The sequence below is a fragment of the Bacteroides parvus genome, from assembly GCF_017309675.2.
GTDB lineage: Bacteria > Bacteroidota > Bacteroidia > Bacteroidales > Bacteroidaceae > Bacteroides > Bacteroides uniformis.
In genome coordinates this window covers 3,016,539-3,029,673 of the sequence record NZ_CP084680.1, presented here as the reverse complement: position 1 = coordinate 3,029,673, position 13,135 = coordinate 3,016,539, and the positions used below count along the sequence as shown (strand labels likewise).

The window sequence follows — 13,135 nt, the reverse complement described above, 5'->3', positions numbered from 1 at the left end:
AGCGCTTACTGTCTTTTCCTTTTGTAGGCAAACTCCTGCCATTTCTCCTCCGGCCAGTCCTGCCGCTGCATCTCCATGCGGGCCATGACGAAGAACAAGTCCGAAAGGCGGTTGATAAAGCGCAGGATATCCTCGTTCACAGGGTCTTGGCGATGGAGTGTCCACAAACGGCGTTCGGCACGGCGGGCCACGGTACGGGCAAACTGCAGTTGGGCTGATATGGGAGTGCCACCGGGCAAAAGGAAGTAGCCGTTGTCCGTCAGCAGGACGGTCATGGCATCCATCTCCTGCTCACAGCGCAGCGTGAGCTCTGCGGCAGAAAGCGGATTAGGGTTCACCACTCCCGAGGGAGTGGCCACATGGCTCATCACCACCATCAGTTCCCGCTGGACAGCATGCAGCAACTCCTGCCAGGCATCTTTTGCCGCCAGCATGGAGCGCACGATACCAATCACGGCATTCAATTCATCAAGGCATCCGTTTGCTTCGATACGGATGTCATCTTTCGGCACGCGCGTGCCACCATGAATACCCGTTGTTCCTTTGTCTCCAGTTTTGGTATAGACTCTTTTCATACTCTATTTGATAAATCAGTAGGGTCTTCCAAAGAAGACAAGCGATAAGTATTCAGTTTCATAATATATTTAAATGAAAACAAAGATACTCCACTATTTCAAGAACACAAACGAAATTACATAAAATATCAATGCGCTATTTTAGAGTTCACCGAACAAAGCCATCACATCCACCTCGCCCCAATACAGATGCGTATAACTGGCTATCAAGTTCTTATAGCGAAAGACGGGAGTGGTTACCTTCCCTCCTTTGGCATTGTAGACCTGCGCTATCGAGGGAGGAAGACTGCACGCACCACCTTCTTTTCCATCAGCCTCGGGCACAGCAAACTGCGTATAATGGAATTCGTGTCCTTTAAGCCGCCATCCGTTATAGTTGAACTGGCGGTATCCCAATGTCAGTTTCCTGCGTTTACGCTCGTTCGTAATGCTGAAAGGCAATACTCCTACCATCTCATTTCCAATATTGCCTACACAGCTCCCGGCACTTCCCCCGTCCGTATCCCCATCAGAAAGAACGGACTGCGAAAGATATATCATCCCCCCGCATTCCGCCAGCGTCCTGCCACCGGCCTCTATATAGCTGCGGATAGACTCCCTGGCAAGCCTTGCCCCGGCAAGTTCCTCCAGACGGTTCTCGGGATAGCCGCCGGGCAGATAGAGCAAATCCGTCTCTTGCGGAATAGCCCGGTCCTGCTCCGGATTGAAAAAAGTGACCGTGCCCATACGGCGCAGAATATCCAGATGCTCCGCATAGAGGAAGGAAAAGGACTCTTCGTTGCGCGCTACCGAGATATGTAGCTTCCCCGGCTCCGATAGTACCGGCTTCTCCTCCACTGCCGCCGTAGGCAATGGACGCCCGGTTGTCGAGAGCAGTAGTTCCCAGTCCACATGTTCCTCCAGCAAGCCTGCCAGCATGTCCAGCCCCTCCGTCTCCTTAGAACGGCTGAAATCCAGCCCCAGATGGCGCGACTCCTGCTCCAGTTCCTTCTGCTTGGGCAGATAGCCCAGACAAGTCACGTTCAAGTCTTCACAGACCTCCTGTAACATCCGATAGTGACGGAGCGAGCCGACACGATTGAAGATAACTCCCGCAATACGTATATCCGGACGAAAATTGATGAACCCCGACAACAAAGGAGCCATGGAATAGGCAGCCGACTTGGCATCAACCACCAGCACCACAGGAATACCCAAGAGCCGAGCCACTTCTGCCGACGAGCCCCGGTCGCGGTCGTACCCGTCGTACATCCCCATCATCCCCTCGACCACGGCAACATCCGCATCCGCCGAATAGCGTGCATACAGACTGCTTACGTGCTCCTGAGATGCCATGAAAGTATCCAGATTGATGGAAAGACGGCCGCATACCACCTCGTGATACTTGGTATCTATATAATCGGGGCCGCATTTGAAAGGCTGCACCTTCAGACCTTTCTTCACAAACAATGCCATCAGTCCACGACTGACGGTGGTCTTTCCACTGCCCGATGTAGGGGCGGCTATGAGAAACTGAGGGATGGAACGCATAATTAATGTGTTAATGATTTAATGTGCCAATGTGCTAATCGGCTGCGCTATACTTGCGCTACTTCCCCATGCCGCAGGTCATTGGCACATTGGCATATTGGCACATTAGCACATTTTCAACGTGCAAAGATAAGCATATCTCCAACAAAAGTTTTATCTTAGCTGCGAAAATAAAACATACCACCATGATAACCGAAGAACTTAAGAAACTCTACATCGCACATACCGGACACGAACCGGAACAGATTGACGAACTCCCCTCCTCCGGCTCCAACCGCCGCTACTTCCGCCTCATCGGAAGTCCTACACTTATCGGCGTCAGCGGAGAGTCTGTGGAGGAAAACCGCGCCTTCCTCTACATGGCAGAACATTTCCGCCAGAAAGGACTGCCCGTACCGCAAGTGTTCATCCGCTCCGAAGATGATATCTATTATCTGCAAGAAGACCTGGGCGACTCGCTCCTATTCAATGCCATCGAGAAAGGCCGCAAGACCAGCGTATTCGGCGAGGATGAGAAACAGTTACTGCGCAAGACCATCCGTCTGCTGCCCGCCGTGCAGTTTGCCGGAGCCGACGGCATGGACTTCTCCTACTGCTACCCGCAGGCAGAGTTCAACAGCCGCAGCATTCTGTGGGACCTGAACTACTTTAAATACTGCTTCCTCAAGGCTACGGGGATGGACTTTCAGGAAGACCGGCTGGAGGACGACTTCCAGAAGATGGCAGACGTGTTGCTCCGTAGCAGCTCCGCCACCTTCATGTACCGCGACTTCCAGAGCCGTAACGTCATGATAAAGGACGACGAGCCGTGGCTCATCGACTTCCAGGGCGGACGCAAAGGTCCGGTCTACTACGACGTTGCCTCCTTCTTGTGGCAAGCCAAAGCAAACTATCCCGACAGCCTGCGCAAAGAGTTGCTGAAGGAATACATCGACGCCCTGCGCAAGTACCAGCCCGTGGACGAGGCTTATTTCTATGCCCAGCTTCGCCACTTCGTATTGTTCCGCACCATGCAGGTGCTGGGTGCCTATGGTTTCCGCGGTTACTTCGAGAAGAAGCCCCACTTCATACAAAGTGTCCCCTTCGCCATCGAGAACCTTCGCCAACTGCTCCAAGAACCTTATCCAGAATATCCCTACCTCTGCCGGATTCTGCGCGAACTCACCGAGCTGAAACAGTTTACAGACGACCTGCAAAAGCGTCGCCTCGTGGTGAAAGTCACCAGCTTTGCCTACAAAAAAGGTATCCCCGAAGATTCCACGGGCAACGGAGGAGGTTTCGTCTTTGACTGCCGCGCTGTGAACAACCCCGGCAAGTACGAGCGTTACAAACCCTTCACGGGACTGGACGAACCCGTTATCCGCTTCCTGGAAGACGACGGCGAGATAGCCGTATTCCTGGAGCATGCCTACGCCCTTGTCGACGCTTCCGTGAAGCGCTACATGGAACGCGGCTTCACCAATCTGTCTGTCTGCTTCGGCTGCACCGGCGGACAGCACCGCTCCGTGTACTCGGCACAACACCTGGCGGAACATCTGCACAAGAAGTTCGGCGTGCAAGTGAACCTGATACATAGAGAACAGAATATTGAACAGACGTTTAAGGCCAAAGTTTAATGTGCTAATGTGAGAATATGCCAATATGAAAGCCATGATTTTCGCCGCCGGCCTGGGCACCCGGTTGCGCCCCTTGACGGACAACATGCCCAAGGCCCTCGTTCCCGTAGCAGGAAAGCCCATGCTGGAACGGGTGATACTGCGGTTGAAGGAAGCAGGATTCAACGAGATAACGGTCAATATCCACCACTTCGGGGAGCAGATTATCGACTTCCTCCGTGCCCACGACAACTTCGGCACGGAGATTCACATCAGCGACGAACGCGGCATGCTGCTCGACACCGGAGGAGGCATCAAAAAGGCACGCCCCTTTCTGGACGGACAAGAACCTTTCCTGGTGCACAACGCGGATATTCTGACGGACATTGACCTTGCAGGTCTCTACCGCCACCATCTGGAGAGCGATGCGGAGTCTACCCTGCTTGTGAGCGAGCGCAAGACTTCCCGCTATCTCCTTTTTGACGACGACTACCACCTGCACGGCTGGATAAACAAGTCCACCGGAGAGGTGAAACCGGCAGGCTTCGACTACCGGGAAACGAAGTACCGGGAACTCGCCTTCGGAGGTATCCACATCATCTCCCCCTCCCTCTTCCACCTGATGGACGATGGGCAGTGGAACGGCAAGTTCTCCATCATTCCTTTCTACTTGTCCGCCTGCACAAAGGTGCACATACAAGGCTATCCGCTGCAAGGATTCCGCTGGTTCGACATCGGCAAACCGGAGACACTGGCACAAGCGGAGGAATACTACAAACAAAAATAACAAGTAATGTAAAGCAGCCTAACATTACTTGTTAGCTCCCTTTACATTACTTGTTATCAAATCAACCTATGTACCATAGATTATCTATGGTGAAACTACGCCAACGCCAGTATCAGCAACTGAGCCGTCAGCACCCGCAGGAACATAGCCAGCGGATAGACTGTGGCGTATCCCACCGCAGGGGCATCGCAGGATGTCAAGTCCGAGGAATAGGCCAATGCAGGCGGATTGGTGTTAGCTCCGGACAGCACACCTATCAGCGTATAGTAGTTCAGCTTCCAGAAATAGCGCCCCATGAATCCTGTCACCAGCAACGGAACGACCGTGATGATGGCACCGTATCCAATCCACACGTAGCCGCCTTCGTAGATAATGGTATCGATGAATCCCTTTCCTGCACCCAACCCCACGCAGGCCAGGAACAAGGCGATACCGATTTCGCGTATCATCAGATTGGCACTCATCGTCGTGTAGGTTATCAGCTTATATTGAGGCCCGAAACGGCTGATGAGGATGGAAACCACCAACGGTCCACCGGCCAGTCCCAGTTTCACGGGTTGGGGAATGCCGGGGAACATGAACGGCAGACTGCCCAAGATACATCCCAGGGCAATACCCAGGAAGATAGGAATCAAGTTTGGATGGTTGAGACGCTTCAGCGAGTTTCCCAATACCTTCTCCGCATGGCTCACGGCAAGCTCACTGCCTACAATCGTCACACGGTCTCCCATCTGCAACTGCAAGTGGGGAGTTGCCACCAGATCCACGCCCGAACGGTTGATACGGGTGATGCAGGCACCGAAGTTGTTACGTATCTTGAGCTGAGACAGAGACTTGCCGTTCAGTTCCGGCTTGGTGATGAGGATGCGGCGTGAAATCAAGTTCTTGTCCTCCCGTTCCCACTCCACCGAAATTTTTCTTCCGAAGAAGGCAACAATGGCCTCCACATCTTTCGGGTTGGCAATGAACAGAATTTCATCCTGCATGTGCAGCACCGTATCGGCATTCGCCAGTTCTGTTTCCTGACTGCCGGTGTGCCGGATGCGGGAGATGACAAACGCACGGTTCAACAATGGTTTCACATCTCTGATCCGCTTGCCGTCTATTGCCTCATTGCGTATCTCTACCGATATGGGACGCACGGTCAGCTCCTGCAGATGACCCAGCCCGTGCTCGGCATCCTCCTCTTCTTTTTGGGTATTAATCCGCATGAAAATCTTCAAGGCTAGCAGCGCCAGGATGCAGCCCACCACACCCAGCGGATAGGCAACGGCATATCCGAGTGCGATTTCCGGAGCATCCACCCCGTTGAGGTCACTGTTTGCCTGCTGGGCAGCACCCAGACCGGGGGTATTGGTCACGGCTCCGGACAAGATACCCACCATCGTAGTAATGGGGATTCCGGTGGCAAAGTGCAACACAATGGTGATAACCACGCTGAGGAAGACGGAAAGCATTGCTACCATGTTCAGCGTAAGTCCGCCCTTCTTGAAAGCGGAGAAGAATCCCGGTCCCACTTGCAGACCGATGGAATAGACAAACAGTATCAAGCCGAACTCCTTCAGGAAGTGCAGCAGATGTTCGTCGAGGTTCATGTCGAAATGTCCGAAGACAATGCCCACAAACAAAATCCAGGTGACACCCAGCGAGATGCCTGCCACCTTCAACTTGCCCAGCATGATACCGAAGGTGATGACCAGGGACAGAATCAGGACAGAGTGTGCCACTCCTCCGCCCCAAAGATTGGGATAACCCTCAAAGAGGTTTCTTAATAGTTCCATAGTTTCTATCTTTAGTTTTTACTTTTTACTTTTCAACCTTACTGTTTAATTCTTAATTCTCTATTTAAAAAGTATATCCCCACAGAAATCACTTCTCCGGGGATACGCATTTCACACATAAAAAACAACTACTATTATAAAGGCATGTTGCCGTGCTTTTTCGGTGGATTGCTCTGATTCTTGTTGTGCGCCATCTCCAATGCCTGCACCAGCTTGTAGCGGGTATCGCGCGGCATGATGACCTCATCTATGAGGCCACGCTCGGCGGCGCGGTAAGGGTTGGAGAACTTGTCTTCATACTCCTTGATAATCTCCTGCTTCTCTTCGGCAGAGGACTTGCGGTAGAGGATGTTCACTGCACCCTCGGCACCCATCACGGCGATTTCCGCCTGCGGATAAGCCAGGTTCACGTCGGCACCCGTCGGCTTGCTGGACATCACGATGTAGGCGCCGCCGTATGCCTTGCGGGTAATCAGCGTTATCTTGGGCACGGTAGCCTCAGCATAGGCATAGACAATCTTGGCGCCGTGGCGGATGATGCCGTTGTGCTCCTGCATCGTTCCGGGCAAAAAGCCGGGAACATCTTCGAAGGTTATCAGCGGGATGTTGAAGCAGTCGCAGAAACGAATAAAACGTGCCGCCTTGTCGCTGGCATCAATATCGAGCACACCCGCCAAATAGGCAGGTTGGTTTGCCACGATACCTACCGAACGCCCGTTCAGACGACCGAAACCGATAACGACGTTCTTGGCAAAGTGAGGCATCACTTCGAAGAAATACTGGTTGTCCAGCACCGGTTCTATAATATCCTTGATGTCATAGGGCATGTTCGGGTCTTCGGGGATGACGGTCTGAAGCGTCTCTACCCGGCGATGGATATCGTCGGAGCAGGGAGTGAAGGGAGCATCCTCCATATTGTTGGACGGCAGGAAACTCAGCAGCTCGCGGATGCTCATCAGTGTCTCCTCCTCCGTATTGCACATGAAGTGGGTAACGCCGCTCTTGCTGCTATGCGTATAGGCACCGCCCAGTTCCTCCTTGTCCACCTCCTCGTGGGTCACGGTCTTTACCACGTCCGGACCGGTGATGAACATGTGGCTCTGCTCCTTTACCATGAAGATAAAGTCGGTAAGCGCCGGAGAGTAGCATGCCCCACCGGCACACGGCCCCAGAATGGCAGATATCTGCGGGATGACACCCGACGCAATGGTGTTCTGATAGAAGATGGAGGCATAGCCTGCCAAGCTGTTCACACCTTCCTGAATGCGCGCGCCGCCCGAATCGTTGAGGGCAATGACGGGAGCGCCGTTCTTCAGGGCAAGCTGCTGCACCTTCACAATCTTTGCGGCATTCGTCTCGCTGAGCGAACCGCCGTGCGCCGTGAAGTCGTAGGCATAGACAAATACAAGGCGGCCGTCTATCTTTCCGTAACCGGACACCATGCCGTCTCCGGCAATCTGTTTCTTCTCCATGCCGAAGTTGGTGCAACGGTGGTTCACGAACTTGTCCAGCTCATTGAACGAGCCTTTGTCCAGCAGCATGTCAATACGTTCGCGGGCAGTCATGCGGCCGGAGGCGTGTTGTTTCTCTATCTTGTCTACGCCCCCACCCAGCGAGGCACGTTTATCCAGTTCCTCAAACTGGCGATATATTTCTTCTCTGTTCATATTTGCATTTACAATTTAGTGATTTATAATATACGGACTGAATGCGACTCGGGATTATTCCTCCTTTATCAACTCCAATTCAATCAATACCTGGTTGGCATTCACCGGTTCGCCCTCGCTCACGAGGATGTTGCGGACGATGCAGTCGGCATTTACCTTATAGTTACTCTGCATCTTCATGGCTTCCAGCACCACGGCAATGTCTCCGGCAGCCAGTCGGTCGCCCACCTTGACGGGGATGCTCACTACCTTGCCCGGCATCGGCGCCAGAATCTTGTCGCCCTGCTTCTCGTCGGCTCCTTTCTTCATGTGCAGATACTTGGCTTGCGTGTCTACAATGTCTACGTGGAAGGAACGCTGGAGCATGCTGATGTCATAGCTCTTTCCTCCCTCGCCGCGCACAAGGCCTGCATTGAACGAGTTTCCGTTGTGCAGGATGGAGCAACTTCCGTTCTCTGCCATCACAATGTCCACTTCGTAGGGCTTTCCGTCAATGGTAAGCTGAACCTTATTCCCTTCCTTACCCACCAGGGTAATGTCTGCTATACGGTCTCCTATATGTATTTCCATTATTAAATTTCCATTATCAATTTTCCATTCCTTAAATCCTAAGCACTCCCTTCTGCAAGCCGAATTCCCTCCAACGGCTGATGGGGCGGCCATCGGACAGCTGTGCCGAAACGTTCTCCTCCAGATTAACCAGATAGTCCATATAGGCGGCTATCATGGCAATGTTCTCCAACTCTTCGTTGGTGGTATTGGTGCGTACCAGCATGCGGGCGTTCTTCTCGATAAAGAGGGTGTTGTACTCTCCCTTCACAAAGTCGGGCACGTGCATGATGCGCTTCAGATAGGCAAGGTTGGTCTTTACGCCCGTAATCTTGTACTCATAGAGCACACGGCGCATACGCTCGATGGCATACTGGCGGGTGGTTGCCCATACGATGAGCTTACCTATCATGGGGTCGTAGTAGATGGGAATCTCATAGCCGTCGTACACATAGCTGTCTATGCGCACACCGATTCCGTTCGGTTCCGTCAGTTGCTTGATGACACCGGGAGACGGCATGAAGTTGTTTTCCGTATCTTCGGCACAGATGCGGCACTCTATGGCATGACCGCGCTGGAACAGGTCCTCCTGCTTGAGGTGCAACACCTCGTCGTTGGCAATACGGATTTGCTCTTTCACCAGGTCTACGCCTACCACCTCTTCCGTGATGGGGTGCTCCACTTGCAGGCGCGTATTCATTTCGAGGAAATAGAAACGGCGGTTCTTGTCTACCAGAAACTCGATGGTACCTGCACCGGAGTAGTTCACTGCCTTTGCTGCAGCAACCGCCTTCTCTCCCATTTCCCGGCGCAATTCCGGCGTAAGGAAGGGTGACGGGCTTTCTTCTACCACCTTCTGGTTGCGGCGTTGCACGGAGCATTCGCGGTCGAAAAGGTGGATAACGTTGCCGTGGTTGTCGCCCAATATCTGGAACTCGATGTGATGCGGTTCTTCCACGAACTTCTCCAGATAGACCGTGTCGTCTCCAAAGGAGGACATGGACTCGGAGCGTGCCGTGTTGTAGGCTTCCACCACTTCGCTCTCGTTATGGATAAGGCGCATACCTTTACCACCGCCACCCATAGACGCCTTCAGCATCACGGGGTAGCCTATCTCGTTGCAGATACGCACGGCTTCTTCGGCACTCTGCAAAGGTTGTTCCGTTCCGGGAACCACGGGTACGCCTGCCGCAATCATTCGCTTGCGGGCAGCTATCTTGTCGCCCATCGCCTCCATCGTCTCGGCGGCGGGACCGATAAAGATAATCCCTTCCTCCTTGCAACGGCGTGCAAACTCCGAGTTCTCCGACAAAAAGCCGTAACCCGGATGGATGGCATCGGCACCGCATCGCTTTGCCGTGGCAATCACTTTTTCAATATTCAGATAACTCTCTTTTGCCACGGCCGGTCCTATCGGATAAGCCTCATCGGCATATGCCACATGATGAGAAGTACGGTCGGCATCGGAAAAGACGGCAACCGTAAGCAGTCCCATCTCCCGGCACGAACGCATGACGCGCAAGGCAATCTCACCTCTGTTGGCAATCAATACTTTCTTAATCATTTTACTTTTTCTTTAATATATAAAGGATATATATAGTCACACCACAATGCGGACATACCTTTAACAAAGGCATTCCATTTCTTGTTTAAATGTTCAACTAATATCTTCGTACTGTCTTCCTAACCCACGAGCAAAGGCAGCCTTTAATGAATGGCAGGTCTTCTGACTGACTCCTAATCCTGAAGCCTTCCCGATATTTCAATGCATATCAGTGGCAAGGGTGTTTTTCATGATATAAACGGAGCTTCACAGCAGCGGGACTGTCCGGGATTTACACCCGATTCCCTTTTAATCCAGATGATGGAAACATGCATCCGGAACCAATTCGCGGGCAAAGATAAGAAAAATTATCAGGAGTATTCGCAAACCTAATAGTTTTTGTTATCTTTGTCCCAGTTTTGGTTTCACCTCTCCCGGTTCTGTTGGAGATGAGTGATGAAAAAGGGAATTAGGTGCAAATCCTGAACAGACCCGCTGCTGTAAGTCCTTCCAAAATCTTTGAATATTCTACAAGCCACTGTCCGCCCGGCGGATGGGAAGGCATTCAAAGAGGGATAAGTCAGAAGACCTGCCAAGACAACATAGTTTTAGTGCTTTCGGGGAATAAAGCAACAAAACATTGAGTCGAGGCATTCTTTATCCATATAAAGGAATCTTTCTCTTTGTTCATTTTTCCTTGAGGGCAAGTTACGAACGCTTATAAGGAACTGAAATGAGATTCATCACAGGACTGCTATTTACATTTATCTGCCTGCTTCCTGCAGGTAGTATGGCACAAAATAAGGTCACCTTATCCGGAAAAGTCATAGACCAGCACGGGACACCGATAGCCCAAGCCACCATCGCTGTGGAAAACACCACCTCCGGCACCTATACGGACGACCGGGGGAAGTATTCACTGCAAGTCGCTCCGGGTAAACATACCTTCATCGTCTCCTTCCTGGGCTACCAAACCGTGAAACAATCCCTCGACATCCGGCAGGATAAAAAACAGAACTTTACATTGCAGGAAAGTACCGTAACGCTAAGCTCTGTCGAGGTTTACGGAAAGACCCAAACGCAGAAAGTGAAGGAAGGGGCCTTTGCTGTCAATGCACTCGACATCAAGCCGATAGTAAACTCTCTGAATAACCTCAACGACCTGGTGAACCGTACAACGGGCATTAAGGTGAGAGAGGAAGGCGGAGTTGGCTCGGACTTCGACCTCTCCATCAACGGAATGTCCGGTAATTCCATACGTTATTTTCTGGACGGAATACCATTGGACACAAAAGGCAGCGGCGTTTCATTGGCAAATCTGCCGGTCAATATCATCGACCGGATTGAAATTTATAAAGGAGTAGTACCTGCCAGTCTGGGTACAGATGCATTGGGAGGCGCCATCAATATCATTACGAAGCAAGAGAAGAAGAACTATCTGGATGTCTCCTACGGTATCGGTTCCTTCCATACCCACAAGGCAGACTTGAATGCCCAGTTTGTAGAGCCTCGAACCGGACTGATCATTAAACCTACCTTTGGGGTCAATTACTCCAAAAACGATTATATGATGAGAGATGTCGAAGTCTGGGATGAAGACAGCCGCAAATACATTCTGACTGACCGTAGACGCTTCCATGATGACTATTTTTCACTGTTCGGACAAATGGAAATCGGCTTTGCCAATAAGTCCTGGGCAGATGCTTTTTTTGTTTCCGCCTCTTACTCCAAAGTAGACAAGGAGTTGCAGACAGGCTCTGTACAGAGTAAGGTATATGGAATGGCAGAAAGAGGCTCCGATGCATGGAACATTTCAGCCCGCTATCAAAAGCATAATTTCATTTGGAAGAACATGCAGCTGAATGCCGCACTCTCGCACACTTGGGACCATTCATTGACCACAGATACAGCCTACCGTAAGTATGACTGGAACGGAGATTATATCGTAAGCTCACGTAACGAAATCACAGGACGGGGCCGTTCGATGCGCCATTACAAACGTCCCCTGACCATTGGCCGCGCCAATCTGGACTATCGGTTGAACAACCATCACTCCCTCAACCTAAACTATCTATTAAGCCGCATCGGCAATGACCGCTATGATGAAGCGGATACTGATTTTGAAGCCTCCAATGATATTCTGGCAAAACATGTGACAGGCTTCTCCTACAATCAGTCCCTTCTCGAAGAAAAAATGAGCAATACCTTTTTTGTAAAGAACTACATCAACCACCTGAATATCCGGCAAACGGATTTATCCAGCATCACCGGGTCGAAGGATGTAAAAGGGACAATAACCAAAAAGTATTGGGGCTACGGTATCGGTTCACGCTACACAGCCATAGAACCTTTATCCATTAAAATTTCCTATGAGCACAGCGTCCGGCTGCCCCTTGCCCGCGAATTATTGGGAAACGGTACCACCATATATGCCAATGTAGCCTTGAAACCCGAAAGCAGCGACAACATCAATCTGGGTATCTTCGGCACATGGCATCCTGCCCCCGGCCATACACTTTATTATGAAGCAAACGGTTTCCTGCGCTATGTGGACGACTATATCCAAGCCACCGTAGAAACCAAAGAAGGTATGATGCAATATAAGAATGTTCCGGCTGTACATATCAAGGGCATAGAAGGAGAAGTACGTTACGACTGGCAAAGCAAGTTACAGCTTGCCACCAATGTCAGTTTTCAAGAGGCACGCGACCAGAACAGATACAAGACTGACGGGAAGCCTTCGGCAACTTACAACAACCGGGTACCCAACCGCCCCTGGCTCTTCGGAAGTGCAGAAGCAAGCTATCTTTTCCACAATGTGGTTCTGCCCGAAAGCAAATTACGGCTGAGTTGCAGTTATCAGTGGGTGCACTGGTTTTTCCTGACATGGGAGGCCTATGGCTCTCGCGAAAGCAAGGCACGCATCCCGGCACAACACATTTGCAATGCCGACATCACCTATTCATGGAAACGAGGACGATACAATATTTCGCTGGAATGCTCGAACCTACTCGACAAATTGGCCTATGATAACTATAAACTGCAAAAGCCCGGACGAGCATTCTTCGCCAAATTCAGATTATTCATCAACTAACTAATTTTATTTAA

At 51.4% G+C, this 13,135-nt stretch carries 9 protein-coding genes and 2 riboswitches; of the genes, 3 read left to right on the top strand and 6 right to left on the bottom strand.

The window, feature by feature from the left end:
• Positions 1-5: 5 nt before the first annotated feature.
• Both JXR92_RS12270 and JXR92_RS12265 read right to left on the bottom strand, forming a co-directional pair.
• A complete protein-coding gene (locus JXR92_RS12270; protein ID WP_117964371.1) occupies positions 6-575 on the bottom strand; it encodes a cob(I)yrinic acid a,c-diamide adenosyltransferase in 570 nt (189 codons plus the stop codon).
• A 141-nt stretch (positions 576-716) separates the two neighbouring features.
• Positions 717-2,105 carry a cobyrinate a,c-diamide synthase gene (locus JXR92_RS12265; RefSeq protein ID WP_138346193.1) on the bottom strand — a complete coding sequence of 463 codons (1,389 nt, stop codon included), beginning with the start codon at positions 2,103-2,105 and terminating at the stop codon, positions 717-719.
• 185 nt (positions 2,106-2,290) lie between these two features.
• Here JXR92_RS12265 and JXR92_RS12260 point away from each other — a divergent pair, with 185 nt between their 5' ends.
• Together JXR92_RS12260 and JXR92_RS12255 are read left to right on the top strand one after the other, a co-directional pair.
• Complete coding sequence (locus tag JXR92_RS12260) at positions 2,291-3,721, top strand: RapZ C-terminal domain-containing protein (protein ID WP_117599544.1); 1,431 nt, start codon at positions 2,291-2,293, stop codon at positions 3,719-3,721.
• Between the two features lie 25 nt (positions 3,722-3,746).
• Complete coding sequence (locus JXR92_RS12255) at positions 3,747-4,487, top strand: nucleotidyltransferase family protein (RefSeq protein WP_009038540.1); 741 nt, start codon at positions 3,747-3,749, stop codon at positions 4,485-4,487.
• A gap of 95 nt (positions 4,488-4,582) precedes the next feature.
• Here the strand turns inward: JXR92_RS12255 and JXR92_RS12250 are convergent, their stop codons facing one another.
• The 4 genes from JXR92_RS12250 to accC form a co-directional block, all read right to left on the bottom strand.
• A complete protein-coding gene (locus JXR92_RS12250; RefSeq protein ID WP_009038541.1) occupies positions 4,583-6,268 on the bottom strand; it encodes a putative transporter in 1,686 nt (561 codons plus the stop codon).
• 134 nt (positions 6,269-6,402) lie between these two features.
• Complete coding sequence (locus JXR92_RS12245) at positions 6,403-7,935, bottom strand: acyl-CoA carboxylase subunit beta (RefSeq protein ID WP_022401007.1); 1,533 nt, start codon at positions 7,933-7,935, stop codon at positions 6,403-6,405.
• Positions 7,936-7,989: 54 nt separating this feature from the next.
• On the bottom strand, positions 7,990-8,505 hold the full coding sequence (locus JXR92_RS12240; protein WP_005836686.1) for an acyl-CoA carboxylase biotin carboxyl carrier protein subunit: 516 nt from the start codon (positions 8,503-8,505) through the stop codon (positions 7,990-7,992).
• A 31-nt stretch (positions 8,506-8,536) separates the two neighbouring features.
• Entirely contained in the window at positions 8,537-10,048 is a 1,512-nt protein-coding gene (gene accC, locus JXR92_RS12235; protein WP_098032417.1) for an acetyl-CoA carboxylase biotin carboxylase subunit, read from the bottom strand.
• A 135-nt stretch (positions 10,049-10,183) separates the two neighbouring features.
• Positions 10,184-10,388: riboswitch (cobalamin riboswitch) on the bottom strand.
• Between the two features lie 42 nt (positions 10,389-10,430).
• A riboswitch (cobalamin riboswitch) is annotated at positions 10,431-10,638 on the top strand.
• A 122-nt stretch (positions 10,639-10,760) separates the two neighbouring features.
• Here accC and JXR92_RS12230 point away from each other — a divergent pair.
• Positions 10,761-13,121, top strand: a complete 2,361-nt coding sequence (locus tag JXR92_RS12230) for a TonB-dependent receptor (protein ID WP_138346191.1) — start codon at positions 10,761-10,763, stop codon at positions 13,119-13,121.
• Positions 13,122-13,135: the final 14 nt, after the last annotated feature.